At 73.4% G+C, this 19,879-nt stretch carries 6 protein-coding genes; all 6 read right to left on the bottom strand.

Going from position 1 to position 19,879, the window contains the following annotated elements; translation table 11 throughout:
- Positions 1 to 1,486: FAD-dependent monooxygenase (locus J0695_RS10000; RefSeq protein WP_206961538.1), on the bottom strand; the 1,486-nt coding region annotated here is incomplete at its 3' end.
- A gap of 37 nt (positions 1,487 to 1,523) precedes the next feature.
- Positions 1,524 to 6,998, bottom strand: a complete 5,475-nt coding sequence (locus J0695_RS45145) for a beta-ketoacyl synthase N-terminal-like domain-containing protein (protein WP_206961537.1) — start codon at positions 6,996 to 6,998, stop codon at positions 1,524 to 1,526.
- 14 nt (positions 6,999 to 7,012) lie between these two features.
- A complete protein-coding gene (locus tag J0695_RS09990) occupies positions 7,013 to 10,228 on the bottom strand; it encodes a type I polyketide synthase (RefSeq protein WP_372445734.1) in 3,216 nt (1,071 codons plus the stop codon).
- 64 nt (positions 10,229 to 10,292) lie between these two features.
- Positions 10,293 to 18,725, bottom strand: a complete 8,433-nt coding sequence (locus tag J0695_RS43785; RefSeq protein WP_242552451.1) for a type I polyketide synthase — start codon at positions 18,723 to 18,725, stop codon at positions 10,293 to 10,295.
- Positions 18,726 to 18,754: 29 nt separating this feature from the next.
- A complete protein-coding gene (locus tag J0695_RS09945) occupies positions 18,755 to 19,666 on the bottom strand; it encodes a 3-hydroxybutyryl-CoA dehydrogenase (protein WP_242552450.1) in 912 nt (303 codons plus the stop codon).
- Positions 19,663 to 19,879: 3-oxoacyl-[acyl-carrier-protein] synthase III C-terminal domain-containing protein (locus J0695_RS09940; RefSeq protein WP_277989965.1), on the bottom strand; the 217-nt coding region annotated here is incomplete at its 5' end. The genes J0695_RS09940 and J0695_RS09945, both read right to left, overlap by 4 nt.

The following is a 19,879-nucleotide window of genomic DNA, read 5'->3' as shown; positions in this document are numbered from 1 at the left end:
GTACGGGAGCGCGGGCGGGGGCGGGCATGGACCCGGAGAGGCGCCACGCCAGCGCGTCGAGCTCCGTCGCCGTGCGCCCGCCTGCCGCGACATAGCTGTCGGGGCGGGTGAGGACGAAGCCGGGCCGCCGTCTGGGCCGGTGCTCGTGCGCCAGTACGCCGGGCATACGGGCGGCGAGTGCGCGGCCCCGCCGGTCCAGCGCACCGCCGGCTGCCCCGAGGGTGAGCAGACTCAGACGCGAACTCCGTTCGACTGCCGGGGTGTTGAGGCGTGCGGGCACCCGGGTCCCGATGCGCGGCAGCCCTCGCCGGGCGGGTGGTGCGGACGGATCGTCGCCGAGCAGGACATCGGGGTAGCTGATGCGGGCTCCCGCGAGCAGGGGCACGAACCACCGGCGCAGCAGTCCGGTCGCCTGTACGGTCCGCCAGGCGGTGTTGCGCACCCGTGCGGCGGCGGGCCCGAGCGTGAACATCCGTACGAACTGGCGGGTGTTGCGGACGATCTGCTCCGCAGCCTGCCTGCGCTCGGGGTCGTAACTGTCGAGGACCCCGGCATCGAGCCGTCCGTCGATGACCCCGGCCAGTTTCCAGACGAGGTTACGGACGTCCTGGAGGCCCAGATTGAGGCCCTGCCCGCCGACCGCGGAGTGGGTGTGCCCTGCGTCGCCGACCAGGAAGGCGGGCCCCGCGCGCAGGCTGGTGGCGATCCGCTCCTGACTGCCGAAGGTGCTGATGGCCACGGTGCCGGTGAGTCGCAGCCCGCCGGGGCCGCGCGAATCGAGGAGTTCCTGGACGGCATCGTCGCGCAGCGGGAAGTCCCGGCCGACGGGCGCCCCTATGCGTACGGTTCCGCCCCGCAGGGGTGCGAAGACGAGCGATCCGGTCCTGCCCAGGAAGTAGTGGACACAGCCCTGTTCGTACGCGCCTTCCACCTCGCCCTCGGCGATGAGGAAGGACGTCTCCACCGGGTCGCCGGGAAACTCGATGCCGAGCTGTTCGCGTACGGTGCTGCGCACGCCGTCCGCGCCGATGAGCCAGTCCGCCTCGATCAGTTCGGCGCCGTCGGGGCCCCGCGCCTCGACGGTCGCGGTGGGGCCGGTCACTGATATTCCGGTGACCCGCGTGGAGCGTTCGACGTGCCCGCCGAGCCGTTTCAGGGCGTCCTCAAGGATCTGGCCCGTCTGCTCCTGGGCCAGCAGCAGCGGCTCGTTCTCGGCGCCGAGCGGCACCCTGAAGACGGTGCCGCCCGCCAGGTGGTAGGTGGTCGCATGCACCTTCCGGCCACGGCGTACGGCTTCGTCGAGTACCCCCAGTTCGTCGAGGACTTCAAGGGCGGGTGGCCACAGCTGCACGGCCCGGCTGCCCCGCATGGGCTCATCGGCCGCTTCGAGCAGCCGCACCCGGATCCCGCGGCGCAGCAGTGCGCAGGCCGCCGCCAGACCGCACGGCCCTGCTCCCACGATCAGTACAACTGGCTTGTCCCGCATGACGGTTGTCCCTTCCGATGATGGCCGGCTGTGCTGTTCAGGACGGCTGCTGCTGAGACTGCGACTCCGGCTGCTGCTCCGCGGTGAGCCAGCGCAGGACCGCGTACGCCGCCGCCCCGGCGTGCTCCTCGATCACGGTGAAGTGGTCGCCTGGCACCTCGGCGACGGCGTGCGGCCCGCTCCAGGCGGCGGCCCAGGCCTCGTCGCCGCCCCAGCCCGGTGCGGGCCGCGCGGCGCGCACCAGCAGGGTCGGCGCGGTGAGGGCAGCCGGTTTCCACTCGTCGACGAGCCGCAGATAGGCGCCCATGGCGGTGAGCCGTGCGTCGTCGAGTGCGGTGAGTTCACCGGCGCGTTCGGCCATTCCGTCCAGCAGGGGCCCGCCGAAGCGTGCCAGGACCCCCGCCTCGGGCAGATGGCTGTCCAGCAGGACCACACCCTCGGGGACCGGCCCGGTGTCCTCCAGGCGGTGCGCGACCGCGTGGGCCAGGATGCCGCCGGACGAGTAGCCGCCGAGTACGAAGGGCGCGTCCCCGGCCCGGCGGCGTACCGCATCGGCCAGTACGCCGACGAGCGCGTCCAGCGAGGCGGGCAGCTGTTCGCCGGGCAGGAATCCCGGCAGGGCCACGGCGGACACGTCCCGCTCGCCCGCGAAGTGCGCGGCGAGCCTGGCGTACTGGTGCGGGGCCGAGGTGGCGAGCACGGTGGGGAAGCAGATCAGGGCGGCTCCCGCCGTACCGCGGGCCAGGCCCACGGACTCGGGGAGCGGCACCGTACCCGCGCCGTCGAAGGCGGGCCTGAACCGGGCCATGTCCGCGAGCAGGGTGGTGAACTCGCCGGTCCTGCCGTCCGCGCGGGCGGCATGGAAGAGCGGCACCAGGGTGTGCGTGGGTGCCGGTGCGGTGCCGGGCCGGGAGGTGTCTGCCGGGGACGCGACGGATACGGCGGTCCCGTCCTCGGATGCGTCCGTCAACTGGTCGCGCAGTGAGCGCGCGAACGCCTCGGGGGTACGGCTCTCCAGCAGGGCGCGGGCGGGCAGCCGGCGTCCGACGGCGGTGCTCAGCCGGTTGCGCAGCTCCACCGTCGTCAGCGAGTCGAGGCCGAGTTCGAGAAAGCCCCGGTGCGCCTCGACCGCTTCGGGCCCCTCGTATCCGAGGACGGCGGCTATCTCCCCGCGTATCAACTCCAGTACGAGGCGCTGTTGTTCGGCGGGAGCGAGTCCGGTCAGCGCGGGCAGCCGGTGGGTCTGCCGCTGCTCGCCGCGCCCGGCGTCCCCGGCCGGTGCGCGCACTTCGGACAGGTCGGATACGAGGGGAATCGGACGCCCTGCGGCGAAGCCCCGCAGATAGCGAGGCCAGTCGATATCGGCGACCACCAGCGTGGAATCGCCCTGATCGAGGGCCTGTTGCAGGGCGGCGACGGCGACCTCGGGGTCGAGTGCCGGAATCCCCCGGCGGCGCAGCCGGCCGCGGCGGGACTCCTCGGCCGGGGCGTCGGGCGCCCCGGGGTCGGCCCATACGCCCCAGGCGACCGAAGTGGCCGGCAGGCCGAGGCCGAGGCGCTGTTCGGCGAGCGCGTCGAGGCAGGCGTTCGCGGCGGCGTACGCACCGAGTCCGATGCCCGCGCCGAAGGTGGCGGCGACGGAGGAGAACAGCACGAACTCCGACAGCTCATGCTCCCGGGTCAGTTCGTGCAGATTGCGGGCCGCGGCCGTCTTGGCCCGGAGCACCGGTTCCAGCTGCCCGACCGTGAGGGTGTCGAGGGTGGCTTCGGCGCGCAACTCCGCGGTGTGCACGACGCCGGTGAGCGGGATGCCGTGCAGCTCGGTGGCGAGCACAGCGGCGAGTGCCGCACGATCGGCGGGGTCGCACGGCGCGAGGGTCACCCGGCTTCCCAGGGCCTCCAGTTCACCGCGTACCACCCCGAACCGCTCGGACTCCCCTGGGTCGGACACCGTCAGCAGCAGATGGAGCGCCCCCTGCTCTGCCAGACGGCGGGCGATGTGCGCGCCCGGCCCGGCAGCCGCTCCGGTCACCAGGACCGTGCCGTGTGCGGGGCGGTTCTGTACGGGGGGTGAGGCCGGCAGCGGGGCGCTCACCAGACGCCGGGCGAACAGTCCCGGGGCCCTGACGGCGAGCTGGTCCTCGCCGCCGGTGCCCGCGAGCGCCCGTACCAGCAGATCCAGCGCCTGCCGGTCGATGCCATCGGGCAGATCCACGATTCCGCCCCAGGAGGTGGGGGCCTCCAGGGCGGCGACCTGGGCCAGGCCCCACAGCGTCGCCTGTTCGGGCGCGGTGGGCGGATCCCCTTCGCCGGTCGAGACCGCGCCACGGGTGACGGACCAGAGCGGAGCTTCGACGCCCAGGTCGGAGAGCGCCTGGAGGAGTGTCACCGTGCCGGCCAGACCGCCGGGCACCGAGGGGCTGTCCGGGTGCGGGGCGGCGGCGAGCGGCAGCAGGGAGAGTATCCCGGTGATCGTCCCGCCGACTCCGGCGATGCCCGACGACCTCAACTCCTTTGTCAGACCCACGCGTTGGGCGTTCGCTGGATCCACGGTGACGGGCACCACCCGGGCCCCGTGTTCGGCAAGGGTCTTCGCCGTCCGCGCGGCCAGGCCCTCGGGATCCTCGTCCGCCGCGGGTGTCACCAGGAGCCAGGTGCCGTCCAGCGTCGTGCGTCCGGTGTCCGCACCCAGGGGCGACCAGGCGACCTTGTACCGCAGACTCTCCGGCGTCCCTCGCACGGTGCGGTCCTCACGCACGGCGGGTGTGGTCTCCACCCAGAAGCGCCGCCGCTGGAAGGCGTACGTCGGGAGTTCCACGGCCCGCGCCCCCGCTGCACCGAAGGCCGGGGACCAGTCCACGGACACACCGGCGACATGGAGTTCGCCGAGCGAGGCGAGGAAACGGGCCGGCCCGCCCTGGGAGCGGCGCAGCGTGCCCACGGCGACCACATCGACATCGGCCTCGTCGGCGGTGTCCACGACTCCCATGGTGAGCACCGGGTGCGCGCTGGACTCGACGAAGACCCGGAAGCCGTCGGCGAGCAGGACCTGCAGGGTCGTCTCGAACTCGACGGGGCGCCGGCAGTTCTCGTACCAGTAGTCGGCGGTCAGCGAGGAGCCGTCGAGGACCTCTCCGGTCACGGTGGAGTACAGCGGTATCTCCGCGCGCCGGGGCCTGACGAAGGAGAGGAGCGCGGCGAGCCGTTCGCGCAGCGGCTCGACCTGCGGGGAGTGCGAGGCCACCGTCGCGGGCACCGTCCTGGCGCGTACGCCGTCGGCGTTGAGCGCGGCGACCAGCTCTTCGAGCGCCGTCGTCTCGCCCGCGACGGTCACGAGCCCCGGCCCGTTGACGCCCGCCACGGTGAGCACACCGGCGTACGGAACGAGCCGCTGCGCGGTCCCCGCCCGGGAGAGCGGCACCGAGGCGACCGCACCGCGGCCCACGAGCTCGTCGGCGAACAGCCGGGAGCGCAGGACGACGATCCGGGCCGCGTCGTCCAGGGTCAGCGCCCCGCTGACGCACGCCGCCGCGATCTCGCCCTGCGAGTGGCCGACCACCGCGTCGGGCACCACACCGTACGAGCGCCACAGTTCGGCGAGGGAGACCATGACGGCGAACAGCACCGGCTGGACGACGTCGATCCGTTCCATCGACGGCGCGCCGGGCAGCTGACGCAGGACGTCCTCGACGGCCCAGTCGGTGTGGGCGTCGACGGCGGTCGCGCATTCCCGCAGACGCTTGGCGAACACCGGTGAGGAGTCGAGGAGTTCCGCCGCCATCCCGGCCCACTGCGAGCCCTGGCCGGGGAAGACGAAGACCGTGCGCCCCGGTTCGCGCGCCACACCGCGCACCACTCCGGTGGCGGCCGTGCCGCGGGCCAGTGCGTCGAGGCCCGCCGTGATCTCCTCCCGGTCCCGCCCGACGACGACCGCACGGTGTTCCAGAGTGGCGCGGGTGGTGGCGAGGGAGAGGCCGAGGTCGGCGGGCGTGATCCCGAGCCGGGCAGTCACGTGGTCGCGCAGCCGCTCGGCCTGGGCCCGCAGCGCCACCTCGCTCCGCGCGGAGAGCAGCGCGGGGACGGGCAGGGGGGCGCGGTCCTCGACGGGCGGTTCGGCTTCGGGGGTGAACTCGTCCTCCGGCGGGGCCTGTTCGATGATCACATGGGCGTTGGTGCCGCTCATGCCGAACGCGGAGACACCCGCCCGCCGTGGACGTCCGGTCTCGGGCCACGGTGCGGCCTCGGTGAGCAGCGACACCGCACCTGCCGACCAGTCGACGTACGGCGAGGGCTCGTCCACGTGCAGGGTGCGCGGCAACGTGCCGTGGCGCAGCGCCTCGACCATCTTGATCACGCCCGCCATGCCGGCCGCGGCGAGGGTGTGCCCGATGTTGGACTTCACCGAGCCGAGGAGCAGGGGTGCGCCGTCCCTGCGGTTCTGTCCGTACGTCGCCAGCAGGGCGTTCGCCTCGATGGGATCACCCAGACGCGTGCCGGTGCCGTGCGCCTCGACCGCGTCGACATCCGATGACACCAACTCGGCCTGGGACAGGGCCTGTTCGATGACGCGGCGCTGGGCGGGGCCGCTGGGGGCGGTGAGGCCGTTGCTCGCGCCGTCCTGGTTGACGGCACTGCCGCGTACGACGGCGAGCACCCGGTGGCCGTTGCGCCGGGCGTCGGAGAGACGCTCGACGAGCAGCACGCCGATCCCCTCCGACCAGCCGGTGCCGTCCGCCGATGCCGCGAAGGACTTGCAGCGGCCGTCGGGCGCGAAGCCGCGCTGGCGGCTGAACTCCACGAATCCGCTGGGCGATGCCATCACGGTGACACCGCCGACCAGGGCCAGGGTGCACTCGCCCTGGCGCAGCGCCTGGGTGGCCAGATGGAGCGCGGTCAGCGAGGAGGAGCACGCGGTGTCGACGGTCACCGCGGGGCCCTCGAGACCGAAGGTGTACGCCACCCGGCCGGAGATCACACTCCCCGCGGCGCCGGTCATCCGGTAGGCCTCGGTGTCCTCCGGCGCCCCGGGGTAGGTGAGCCGGTAGTCCTCCTGGGCGCTGCCGACGTAGACGCCCGTACGACTTCCGCGCAGGGTGTCGGCGTCGATGCCCGCGCGCTCGAATGCCTCCCACGCCGTCTCCAGGAGCAGCCGCTGCTGCGGGTCCATCACCAGCGCCTCACGGGGCGCGATGCCGAAGAACTCCGCGTCGAACTCGGCCGCGTCGTAGAGGAATCCGCCGTGCCGGGTAGCGGAGGTCCCCGGCTGGGACGGGTCGGGGTCGTAGAGCTCGTCCACGGACCAGCCCCGGTCGGCGGGGAACTCGCCGACCGCGTCCGTGCCCGACTCCACCAGCCGCCACAGGTCCTCGGGCGAGCGCACCCCGCCGGGGAAGCGGCAGCTCATCCCCACGATCGCGACCGGTTCACGCGCTTCCTTCAACTGGCCCTGGACCCGGTGCAGTTCGACCGTGACCCGCCTGAGGTACTCCCGCAGCTTCTGCTCGTCCGTCATGGCGATCCTCCCGGTCAGAGCTGTCCGAGCTCGTTGTCGATGAAGTCGAAGATGTCGTCGTCCCCGGCCGCCTCCAGTCGCTCGGCGAGACCGTCGGCCGCGTCGTCGCCGACGTCACCGTCGGCCGGTTCGGGTGCGGACTCCGCGCCGGGGAAAAGGAGTTGGCGCAGCAGTGCGGAGAGCGCCGCCGGGGTGGGGTGGTCGAAGACGAGCGTGGCGGGCAGCACCAGGCCGCTCCGTACCTCCAGACGGCCTCTGAGGGTGACGGCGGCCAGCGAGTCGAAGCCGAGGTCTTTCAGGGATCGCCTGGCCGGTACCGCGTCGGCCGTGGCGTGCCCCAGGACCCTGGCCGCCTCGTGGCGCACCAGGTCGAGCAGCGCGCGCTCGATCCGGTCCGCCGGCAGCCCGGCCAGGGTCTGCGCCAGGGACGGCTCCCCCGCGGGCGCAGCCGCCTCCGGTTCCTGCTCCGTGGCCGGTGCGGCGGCGGGAGCCGCCAGGCCGCCGGTCCGCTGCCACCAGTAGCGCTGCCGCTGGAAGGGGTACGTGGGGAGATCGAGGGTGCCGTCGCCTGAACTCCCGTACACAGCCCCCCAGTCGAGCGTCCCGCCCCTGGACCAGACGCCTCCGACGGCTGTGGCGAAGGTCTGCGCCTCGGGCTTGCCCCTGCGCATGGCGGGCAGCAGTTCCGCGCCCGGTGTGCCGGTCAGGCAGTCGCGGCCCATGGCCGTGAGGACGGCGTCGGGCCCCAGTTCCAGATAGGTGGTGGCTCCCTCGCGCGCCAGCTGGAGCATCCCGTCGTGGAAGCGAACCGCTTCCCGTACGTGCCGCACCCAGTACTCCGGCGAGCAGAGGTCGTCGGCTCCGGCGACGCGTCCGGTCAGATTGGAGACGACGGGGATGCGCGGCGGCCTGAGGTCCAGCTTCTCGACGACCCGCCGGAAGTCCGCCAGCATCGGTTCCATCAGCGGGGAGTGGAAGGCGCGGCTCACCCGCAGCCGGCGGGTCTTGTGACCGCGTGCCGCGAGGTGTGCCGCCGCTTCCAGTACGGCGTCCTCGTCGCCGGAGATGACCACCGACGCGGGACCGTTGACGGCGGCGACCGCCGCCCGTCCGCCGAACGCGGCGAGCACCTCGGCCACCTCCCGCTCCCCCGCCGTGACGGACACCATCGCGCCGCCCTCCGGCAGGGCCTGCATCAGCCGGCCGCGTGCCGCGACGAGGGCCGCCGCGTCGGGGAGCGACAGCACGCCGGACACATGGGCGGCGACCAGTTCGCCGACCGAGTGCCCGAGCAGCAGCGCGGGCCGCACACCCCAGGACTCGGTCAGCCGGTACAGCGCGACCTCCACGGCGAAGAGCGCCGCCTGCGTGTAGGCCGTCTCTCCCAGCAGAGCCGCTTCGGGGGTGTCCTCGGGGGCGAAGACGATGTCGCGCAGCGGGTGGTCCAGGTGCTCGTCGAGCGCCTCGCACGCGGCGTCGAGCGCCTGCGCGAACACCGGGTGTGCGGCGTGGAGTTCGCGCCCCATGCCGGGGCGCTGGCTCCCCTGACCGGTGAAGAGCACGGCCAGCTTGCCCTCCCGGTCGGCCTCGCCCACGTGGGTCCACGGCAGGAGGTCGCCCTCGTCGACGGCCGCCAGACCACGGAGGAGTTCCTCACGGTCGACGGCGGCGACGACCGCCCGGTGGTCCAGGGCCGACCTGGTGGTGGCGAGGGCCTGCCCCAGATCGGCCAGGGAGGCGCCCGGCCTTTCCCCCGCGTACGCGAGCAGCTTCCGCGCCTGGGCCCGGAGCGCTTCGGGGCTCTTGGCGGCGAGCGGGACGGGCCGGACCGGGCCGGGTCCGCCGTCGGCAGCGGAGGCTGTGGACTCCGCTGCCTCCGGGGCCTGTTCGAGGATCACATGCGCGTTGGTACCGCTGATCCCGAAGGCTGAGATCCCGGCGCGGCGGGGACGCCCGGTCTCGGGCCATGCGCGCCCCTCGGTCAGCAGGGCGACATCGCCGGTGTCCCACTCCACGAACGGCGAGGGCTCCTGCACGTGCAGAGTCCGCGGCAGCACACCGTTCCGCAGCGCCTGCACCATCTTGATCACGCCGGCCACCCCTGCGGCGGCCTGCGTGTGCCCGATGTTCGACTTCACCGAACCGAGCCAGAGCGGCTCACCGCCCGAGCGGTTCTGTCCGTACGTCGCCAGCAGCGCGTTCGCCTCGATGGGATCACCCAGACGCGTTCCGGTGCCGTGCGCCTCGACGGCGTCGACGTCCGCGGACGTCAACTCGGCCCGGGCCAGCGCCTGTTCGATCACCCGGCGCTGAGCCGTACCGCTCGGCGCGGTCAGACCGTTGCTCGCCCCGTCCTGATTGACCGCACTGCCCCGTACGACGGCAAGCACCCGGTGCCCCCGACTGCGGGCCACCGAGAGCCGCTCAAGAACGATCACCCCCACGCCCTCCGCCCAGCCCGTGCCGTCGGCGCCCGCGCCGAACGACTTGCACCGGCCGTCCGGGGCCAGCCCGCGCTGCCGGCTGAACTCGACGAAGGTGCCGGGGGTCGCCATCACCGTCACCCCGCCGGCCAGCGCCATCGAGCACTCCCCCGCGCGCAGCGACTGGCACGCCAGATGCAGGGTGACGAGGGAGGAGGAGCAGGCGGTGTCGACGGTGACCGCGGGGCCTTCGAGTCCCAGCGCGTACGACACCCGGCCGGACAGCACACTGGCCTGACTGCCCGTCAGCCGGTAGCCCTCGACGGCCGCGTCCGCCTCGTGCAGCTGCGGCCCGTAGTCGTGGTAGATCGCCGCGGCGAAAACGCCCGTACGGCTCCCGTGGAGCGAGGCGGGGTCGATCCTGGCCGCTTCCACGGCCTCCCAGGAGGTCTCCAGGAGGAGCCGCTGCTGCGGGTCCATGGCGAGCGCCTCACGCGGGCCGATGCGGAAGAAGTCCGCGTCGAAGTCGGCTGCGTCGTCGAGGAATCCGCCCTCACGGGTGTACGAGGTCCCCGGCCGGTCGGGGTCGGGGTCGTGGAGCCGCTCCAGGTCCCAGCCGCGGTCGTCGGGGAAACCCGTCACCGCGTCCTTTCCCGAGGACACCAGCTCCCACAGGTCGTCGGCCGACCGGACGCCGCCGGGATAGCGGCAGGCCATGCCCACCACCGCGATCGGCTCCTGGGCCGCGGAGATCAGCTCCTGGTTCTTCCGGCGCAGCCGGGCCACTTCCTTGAGCGAGTCACGCAGTGCTTCGACGACCGCTTCGGGTGACGTGCTGGTCATTTCTTCCTTCCCTGCTTCCGAGGAGCCTTCAGAGCCCGGTCTCGCGCGCCGCGCGGACGAGAGCCTCGATGTCCATTGCTTCGATCGCGTCGACGGCGTCGCTCGTCTCCGCCTCCACCGCGATCTCTGCCTCTGTCCCTGTCTCCGCCGCGGTCTCGTCCGTAGGCCGCAGTCCGGCCAGCAGCAGCCTGGCCAGCGCGATCGGTGTCGGGTGGTCGAAGACCACGGTGGCGGGGAGCCTGAGCCCCGTCGCCGCGGCCAGCCGGTTACGCAGTTCGACCGCGGTCAGCGAGTCGATGCCCAGCTCCTTGAAGTCCCTGCGCGGGTCGACCGCACCGGGGCCCGGGTAGGTGAGGGCGGCCGCCACTTCGGTGCGTACCGTCTCCTGCAGCGCCAACTCCGCCTCGGCCGAGTCGAGTCCGGCCAGCCGGCGGGCGAGCGAGTCGCCCGTGTCGCCGCCGGATCGTGCCGCCCGCCGCAGGGGCGCCCGCACCAGTCGGCGCAGGAGCGGGGGCAGCGCATCGCCCCGGGAGGCCAGTTCGGCGGTGTCGATCCTCGCGGTGACCGCGTGCGCGCTGCCGAGCCCGATGGCCGCGTCGAACAGGGCCAGGCCCTCCTTCGGCGACAGGGCCCGCATCCCGCTGTTCCGTGCCATCCGCACCCGGTCGGCCTCCGACAGCGCGGATTCCATGCCTCCCTCGGACCAGAGCCCCCAGGCCAGCGAGACGGCGGCGAGCCCCTGGGCGCTCCGGTGCTGGGCGAGCGCGTCGAGGAAGGCGTTGGCCGCGGCGTAGTTGGCCTGCCCGGGGCCGCCGAGCACGCCCTGCACGGAGGAGAAGGAGACGAAGGCGGCGAGGTCCAGTTCGCGGGTCAGTTCGTGCAGATGCCAGGCGGCGTCCGCCTTGGGCCTGAGTACGGCGTCGAGGCGCTCCGGGGTCAGCGCGTCGACAAGGGAGTCGTCCAGGACCCCGGCCGTGTGCACCACCGCGGTGAGCGGGTGGTCCACCGGCACTTCGGCGAGGAGTTTCGCCACGGCGCCCCGGTCGGCCATGTCGCAGGCGGCGACGGTCACGTACGCGCCGAGCTCACGCAGTTCGGCCGCGGTCTCGGCGGCCCCGGGAGCGTCCGGGCCCCGGCGGCCGGCGAGCAGCAGATGGCGCACGCCGTGTCCGGTGACCAGGTGGCGGGCGACCAGGGTGCCGAGGGCGCCGGTGCCGCCGGTGACGAGGACGGTGCCCTCCGGGTCCCAGCCGCCGGTACCCGTCTCCGGGACCGGCCCGGACCGCTCCAGCCGGGGAGCGAGCAACTGGGCTCCCCGTACGGCGAGTTGGGGCTCGCCTGTCGACAGTGCGGCCGCCAGGACCGGGTGGGTCACCGCCCGTTCGTCGGTGTCGAGGAGGACGAAGCGGCCGGGGTGCTCGCTCTGCGCCGACCGTACGAGGCCCCAGACGGCGGCGTGCGGCAGGTCGTCGACGCCCTCGCCGGGGTGGGTGGCCACGGCGCGCCGGGTGAGCAGGACCAGCCGGGCCGCGGCGAACCTCTCATCGGCGAGCCAGGACTGCACGAGCGCCAGCGCCTGCCGCGCGGCGGCACGGGTCTCCTCGGGGAGGTCGTGCCCTGTGGCGGGCGGCAGGGCCGCCACCACCACGTCCGGTACGGGGGCACCCGTGTCCAGGGTCCGGCGGAGCGCGCCGAGGCCGGCGTGGACGGGTTCGCCCGCCGTGTCGAAGAGCGACGGGACCTCCGCGCCGAGCAGCGCCCAGCGTCCGCGATCTGCTCCCGGATCCGCGGGCGCCTCCGTCCAGACCACGTCGAACAGCCCGTCGATGCCCGGTCCCGCGGCGGCGAGCCGGTCGGCGGAGACGGGCCTGCGGGCCAGCGAGGCCACGCTCGCCACCGGGGCTCCCGCGGGATCCGCCACGTCGATGCGGACCGCGTCGTCGCCCGCCGGCGCCAGCCGTACCCGTGCCGCCGCCGCACCGGCCGCGTACAGACGCACTCCGCTCCAGGCGAAGGGCAGATGCGTCAGTCCGCTCGCGGGCAGCGCGCCCAGTTCGATGGCGTGCAGGGAAGCGTCGAGCAGCGCCGGGTGCAGTCCGTAGAGCTCCGCGTCCCCGCTCTCGCGGCCGTCGAGTGCGATCTCGGCGAAGACCTCGTCGCCGCGCCGCCAGGCTGCCCGCAGGCCCTGGAAGGCGGGACCGTATCCGTACCCCTTGCCCGCGAGCGCGGTGTACCAGCCGTCGAGGTCGACGGGTTCGGCGCCGCGCGGCGGCCAGACGGTGAGGTCGGGGACTTCGTCGGCGGGCGTACGGTCGTCGGCCAGGAAGCCGACGGCGTTACGGGTCCAGGGCCCTTCCGCGCCGCCCGCGGCCGCGGTGTCCTCGGGCCGCGAGAAGACGCGCACCTCGCACCGGCCGAGGTTGTCGGGTGCTCCGACGGCGACCTGGATCTGGAGGCCGCCCCGGTCGGGCAGCACGGTGGGCGCCTCCAGCGTGAGTTCGTCCAGCAGGCCGTATCCGGTCTGCTCGCCCGCACTCCTGGCCAGTTCGAGCAGGGCCGTCCCCGGCAGCAGTACGGTGCCGAGCGCCGCGTGGTCGGCGAGCCACGGGTGACCGGCCAGGGAGATGCGCCCGGTGAACACCGCACCGCCCTCGTCGGCGAGCGGCAGCCGCGCGCCGAGCAGCGGATGTCCGGCCGCCGCCAGGCCGAGCGCGGCGGCCGCGTCGCCCGCGGGGCCCGCCGGGGTGTCGAGCCAGTAGCGGTCGCGCACGAAGGCGTACGTGGGGAGCTCCACGGTCCGGGCGCCGGAACCGGCGAGCACAGCGGCCCAGTCGACCGCGATCCCCTTGGCCCAGGCCTCGCCGAGGGAGGTGAGGAACCGTGCGGGGCCGCCCTCGCCGCGGCGCAGGGAGCCGAGCGCGAGCACCTCGGTCCCGGCGTCCTCCGTGGTCTCCTCGACGGCGACCGTGAGCACCGGATGGGCGCTCGTCTCGATGAAGGACCGGTAGCCGTCGGCGAGCAGGGAGCGCACCACGGGTTCGAAGGTCACCGGGCGGCGGCAGTTCTCGTACCAGTACGCGGCGGTGAGTTCGGGCCCTTCGAGCACCTCGCCGGTGACCGTGGAGTACATCGGCACCGTGCTCGTGCGGGGGCGGACGAAGGAGAGCAGCTCCATCAGCTGTTCGCGCAACGGCTCGACCTGCGGGGAGTGCGAGGCCACCGTCGCGGGGATCATCCTGGCGCGTACGCCGTCGGCGGTCAGCTCCTCGACGAAGCCCTTCAGCAGGTCGGTGTCACCGGCGACGGTGACCGCCCTCGGGCCGTTGATCCCCGCGACCGACAGGACGCCGGCGTACGGCACGAGCCTGGCCGTCACCTCCGTACCGGACAGCGCGACGGAGGCGACCGCGCCACGGCCGACCAGTTCGTCGGCGAAGAGGCGGGAGCGGAGCACGACGATCCGGGCCGCGTCCTGCAGGGTGAGGGCCCCTGCGACGCATGCGGCGGCGACCTCGCCCTGGGAGTGGCCGACGACGGCGTCGGGCCGCACCCCGTACGCCTGCCAGAGCCGGGCGAGCGAGACCATCACGGCGAAGAGCACCGGCTGTACGACCTCGATCAGCGCGAGTGACGGCGCGCCCTCGGTCTCGCGGAGCACGTCCTCGACCGACCAGTCGACATGCGCCTCGACGGCTGCGGCCGCCTCCCTGAGCGCGGACGCGAACTCCGGTACGGAGTCGAGGAGTTCCACAGCCATGCCGGCCCACTGCGAGCCCTGGCCGGGGAAGACGAAGACGGTCCTGCCGCCCGTCGCCGCGACTGCGCGCACAGTGGCGGGGGCGGCCGCGCCCGCTGCCAGGGCGCCGAGCCCGCTCTGCAGAGCGGCGGTTTCCCCGGCGACCACGACGGCCCGGTACTTGAACGCGGTCCTGGTGGTGGCGAGGGAGAGTGCGACGTCCTGGGGGGTCTGGTCCTGGCGGCCGGTGACATGGTCGAGGAGGCGCTGCGCCTGGGCTCGGAGCGCGTCCTCGGTCCTGCCGGAGACGAGCCAGGGCAGGGGGGTCCCGTGGGTGAGGGCCGGGGACGGGGTCTCGTACTCCTGCTCCTGTGATTCCTGGTTCTGCGGGGCCTGTTCAAGGATGAGGTGGGCGTTGGTGCCGCTGATGCCGAAGGAGGAGATGCCGGCGCGGCGGGGGCGCCCGGTCTCGGGCCATGTGCGCTCCTCGGTCAGGAGCGCGACGTCGCCGGTGTCCCACTCCACGAACGGCGAGGGCTCCTGCGCGTGCAGGGTCTGCGGCAGCACTCCGTAGCGCATCGCCTGCACCATCTTGATCACGCCGGCCACCCCTGCGGCGGCCTGGGTGTGCCCGATGTTCGACTTCACCGAACCGAGCCAGAGCGGCTCACCGCCCGAGCGGTTCTGTCCGTACGTCGCCAGCAGCGCGCCGGCCTCGATCGGGTCCCCGAGCCGGGTGCCGGTGCCGTGGGCCTCGACGGCGTCGACGTCCCCTGACGTCAACTCGGCCCGGGCCAGCGCCTGTTCGATCACGCGTCGCTGAGCCTTTCCGCTGGGCGCGGTCAGACCGTTGCTCGCGCCGTCCTGGTTCATCGCGCTGCCCCGGACCACGGCGAGGACCTGGTGTCCTCGGCGACGGGCCTCCGACAGCCTTTCGAGGACCACGACCCCGGCGCCTTCCGACCAGCCGGTGCCGTCGGCACCCGCGCCGAACGACTTGCAGCGCCCGTCGGCCGACAGGGCGCGCTGCCGGGTGAGTTCGACGAATATCCCGGGGGTCGACATGACGGTCACCCCACCGGCGAGCGCCATCGTGCACTCCCCCGACCGCAGCGACTGGCACGCCAGATGCATCGCGACCAGAGAGGCCGAGCAGGCGGTGTCGACGGTGACCGCCGGGCCTTCGAGTCCCAGCGCGTACGCGATCCGGCCCGAAGCCACGCTGGGCGTGCTGCCGGTCATCAGATAGCCCTCGGTGCTCTCCGTGCCCTCGTGCAGCCTCGGCCCGTAGTCCTGGAACGTCGTCCCGAGGAACACTCCGGTCGGGCTGGCCCTGAGCGCCGACGGATCGATGCCGGCGCGCTCCACCGCTTCCCACGCCACTTCGAGCACGAGGCGCTGCTGCGGGTCCATCGCCAGTGCTTCACGGGGCGAGATGCCGAAGAACTCGGCATCGAACTCCGGTGCCCCGGCGAGGAATCCGCCCTCCCTGACGTAGTGCTTGCCGGGGGTGCTGCCCTCCGGGTCGTAGAGACCCTCCAGGTCCCAGCCGCGATCCGCGGGGAACGCGCCGATGACGTCCCTGCCCTCGGCGACCACCTGCCAGAGCGCGTCGGGCGTGTCGATGCCGCCGGGGTAGCGGCAGCCCATCGCGACGACGGCGATGGGGTCGTCGTCGGCCGCGGGGGCAGCCGTGGACTCTTCGGGGGCGGGGGCACCCTCCGCCCCGGCGGCCAGTTCGCGTATCACCGCGTCGCCCGTGGGGTGGTCGTAGACGAACGTCGACGGCAGCCGTACCCCGGTGGCGTCGGCGAGCCGATCGCGCAGCTCCACGGACATCAGTGAGTCGAAGCCGAGGTCCTTGAAGGCGCGCCCCAACTCCACTGTCCCCGGCTCCCGTTCGAGCACGGCTCCGATCTCGGCGCGTACCAGCTCGGTCAGGGCACGCTCGCGGTCGGCCGCGGAGAGCACGGGCGCCGGGGCGTCCTCCTCCGGTACGGGAAGCGGCTCGGGCGCCCCGGCCGCCGGCCCCTGCCGCCGCTCGCGCGGTTCCGTACGCAGCCAGTACCGCTCGCGCTGGAAGGCGTACGTGGGCAACGGGACCCGTCCGCCGCCGATGCCCAGGTCCGCCAGCACGTTCTCCCAGTCGACGGGTACGCCACGGACATGCAGCCGGGCCACGGCGGTCAGCAGGGTGCGGGCCTCGGGGCGGTTGCCGCGCTGCGCGGGGACGAAGACGGAGCTCTCACGGGTCGCCGACTCGCGGCCCATCGCGGTGAGTACGGCATCGGGGCCGATCTCCAGGAACGTGGTGGTGTCCCCGGTCTCCAGCGTGCGGACCCCGTCGAGGAAGCGGACGGCCTCGCGGGCGTGGCGCACCCAGTACCGCGGGGAGCCGATCTCCTCGGCCGTGACGGCCGCGCCGGTGAGGTTGGAGACCACGGGGAGGGAGGGTGCGTGGTACGTGAGGGACGCGGCGACGGCGCCGAAATCGGCCAGCATCGCGTCCATGTGCGCGGAGTGGAAGGCATGGCTGACCCGCAGGCGCTTGGTCTTGCGGCCCCGCTCACGCCACTGCCCCGCCGCCTCCAGTACGGCTTCCTCGTCGCCCGCGATCACCGTGGAATCGGGGCCGTTGAGCGCGGCCACACTCACGCGCCCGCCGAACGCGGCCAGCAGCGGCCGTACCTCCTCCTCGGAGGCCTGGACCGCGGCCATCGCGCCGCCGGAGGGAAGCGCCTGCATCAGCCTGCCCCTGGCCGCGACCAGGGTGCAGGCGTCGGCCAGGGAGAGGACGCCCGCGGTGTGGGCGGCGGCGAGCTCGCCTATGGAGTGGCCCATGACGAATCCGGGCCGGATGCCCCAGTGCCTCAACAACCGCGCCAGCGCGACCTCGAAGGCGAAGAGGGCGGCCTGCGTGTAGCAGGTCTGGTCGAGCAGCGCGGCGTCGGCGGAGCCCTCGGGTGCGGCCACGAGGTCACGGAGGGGCCGGTCGAGCAGCGGGTCGAGGTGCGCGTACACCTCGTCGATAGCATCCGCGAACACCGGGAACCGCGAGCGGAGTTCCTGACCCATGCCGGGTCGCTGACTGCCCTGTCCGGTGAAGAGGAAGGCCGCCCCTCCGCTGCTCACCTTGGAGCTGATCACCTGGGCGGATGCGGACCGGGGAGCGAGCGAGGCCAGCGCGGTGCCGAGGTCCGCGGGGTCCTGTGCCAGGACCACCGCGCGGTGCTCGAAGTGGGTCCGGGTGGTGGCGAGCGCGTGCGCGAGACCGCCGAGTTCGGTTACGGAACCGGGGGCCGGCCCCAGGTGCGCGAGGAGCTGTTCGCCCTGGGCCTTGAGGGCCGCGGCGCTGCGGCCCGACACCAGGACCGGCACCAGGACCTGCGCCGGGAGCCCGGCGGACGGCAGCGGTGTGCCGGATTCTCCGTCCGGAGCATCCGCACTTTCCCAACTGGACAGCACCAGATGGCAGTTGGTGCCTCCCATGCCGAAGGAGCTCACTCCGGCGAGGAGCGGCTCCTGGGTACCGCCGATGGGCAGCAGGCGGTCGTTGACCCGGATCCCGAGCTCGTCCAGCGGTATTCGGGGGTTGGGCGTGCGGTAGTGGAGGCTGGGGACCAGCGTGCGTTCGCGCAGGCACAGAGCCGCCTTGATGAGCCCGGCGATGCCGGCCGCGCCCTCCAGGTGACCGATGTTGGTCTTGACCGAGCCGAGCAGCAGCGGAGCGTCCGCGGACCGCCCGCTGCCGGCGCCGAGCACCGCGCCGAGGGCGGCGGCCTCCACCGGGTCGCCTGCCGGGGTACCGGTGCCGTGCAGTTCGACGTACCGCACCTCGGCGGGATCGACCCCTGCCCGTGCGTAGGCCTGCCGCAGTACGGATTCCTGGGCCGCGGCCCGGGGCGCGGTGAGGGTGCTGCCGCCGCCGTCGTTGTTGACCGCGCCGCCACGGATGACGCAGTGCACGAAGTCCCCGTCGGCCAGGGCCCGTTCGAGGGTCTTGAGGACGACGATGCCGCCGCCCTCGCCGCGTACGTACCCGTTGGCGCGGGCGTCCATGGTGTAGGCGCGGCCGTCCGGGGAGAGTGCGCCGAAGCGCTCCGCCACGGTGAAGCCCTCGGGGGTGAGCGCGAGGCTGACGCCTCCGGCGAGCGCGGTCTCGGACTCACCGCTGCGCAGGCTCTCACAGGCCAGCTGGACGGCGACCAGTGAGGACGACTGACCGCTGTCGATCACCAGGCTCGGGCCTTCGAGGCCGAGCGCGTACGACAGCCGGTTGGCGATGATGCCGCGGCTCAGCCCGGTGATGCTGGTGTGGGTGACCGCGTCCTCGCCGCCCTCGTGCGCCAGCTTCGCGTAGTCGTCCCAGATCGCACCGACGAACACCCCGGTCCTGCTGCCCTTCAGCCGGGCCGGGACGGTACCCGACTCCTCCAGCGCCTCCCAGGCCAGTTCGAGCACCAGGCGCTGCTGCGGGTCCATGCCGGCGGCCTCGCGCGGCGAGATCCCGAAGAAGTCCGGGTCGAACCCGTCCACCCGGTCGAGGAACCCGGCCCGCACGGTGGACCCGCCGCCGGTGAGCGCGGCCAGTTCGGTGCGTCCCGGCGGCGGCCCGGTCACCGCGTCCGTACCGTCCTGGAGCAGCTGCCAGAAGGACTCGGGTCCCGGTGCCGAGGGGAACCTGCAGGACAGACCTACGACGGCAACGGGCTGGTGGGGCGTCATGTTCTTCCTCTCGGGTACAAATGTCCGGATCACGCGTACGCGTAGAAACCGCGGCCCGACTTCCGGCCGAGCAGCCCCGCTTCGACCATGCGGAGGAGCAGGGGCGGCGGGGCGTACAGCGGCTCCTTGAGCTCCTCGTAGAGGGCGTTGGCGATGGAGACGGTGGTGTCGAGGCCGATCAGGTCGGCGAGCTTGAGCGGTCCCATGGGGTGCGAGCAGCCCAGCACCATGCCCTCGTCGATGGTCTCGGCGGCGGCGAGCCCCGACTCGACCATCCGGACGGCCGCCAGGAGGTAGGGGAAGAGCAGGGCGTTGACCAGGAAGCCGGCCCGGTCAGGGGAGCGGATCACCTGCTTGCCGAGGGTGTCGGCGAGGAACGACTCGGCGCGCTTGGCGGTGAGTTCGTCGGTGAGCACGGATCCGACGAGTTCGACGAGCGGCAGTACGGGCACGGGGTTGAAGAAGTGCAGTCCGACCACGTGCTCGGGGCGGGAGGTGGCCCGCGCCAGCCTGACGATGGGCAGCGACGAGGTGTTGGAGGCGAGGATGGCCTCGGGGTCCTCCATGATCGTGTCCAGTGCGGCGAAGAGCGCGGCCTTGGCCGGCTCGTCCTCCTTGATCGCTTCCACGACCAGCTGGCGGTCCGCCAGGTCGGCGAGGCTCGTGGTGAAGGCGATCCGGCCCAGGATGTCCGTACGCCCGTCCGCGGTGATCTTCCCCTTGGCGAGCGCCCGGTCGAGGGAGCCGGTGACGCGCCGCCGTGCCGCCTTCAGCGACGGCAGCGAGCTGACCGCGACGAGCACTTCGGTCCCCGCCTTGGCGCAGACCTCCGCGATGCCCGCGCCCATCGTGCCGCCGCCGACGATGCCGACCCGGCGTATCTCTCCGGGCACCCCGATCATTCCGGTCGCTCTGGTTGCCCGGGTCTCCGGCGTACTCATGCCCCCACCGCCCAGCGCATCAGGCAGGAGCCCATCGCCATACCGCCGCCGAACCCGGTGAGCAGGACGAGGTCGCCCCGCTTCAGGTGGCCGGACCGGTGGGCGTCGTCGAGCGCCACGGGTACCGAGGCGCTGCCGACGTTGCCGAACCGCTCCACGGTGCGGTGCGTGTGCGCGGCCGTCAGTCCCGCCTGCTCGACGAGCTCGTCGAGC

This window comes from Streptomyces beijiangensis (assembly GCF_017315755.1).
Classification (GTDB): domain Bacteria; phylum Actinomycetota; class Actinomycetes; order Streptomycetales; family Streptomycetaceae; genus Streptomyces; species Streptomyces beijiangensis.
This window is presented reverse-complemented; position numbering and strand designations above follow the sequence as displayed.

Excerpts from the sequence above, each read along its gene's own strand:
- J0695_RS43785 (WP_242552451.1), bottom strand. The coding sequence starts at position 18,725 with ATGACGCCCCACCAGCCCGTTGCCGTCGTAGGTCTGTCCTGCAGGTTC.
- J0695_RS45145 (WP_206961537.1), bottom strand. The coding sequence starts at position 6,998 with ATGACGGACGAGCAGAAGCTGCGGGAGTACCTCAGGCGGGTCACGGTC.
- J0695_RS09945 (WP_242552450.1), bottom strand. The coding sequence starts at position 19,666 with ATGAGTACGCCGGAGACCCGGGCAACCAGAGCGACCGGAATGATCGGG.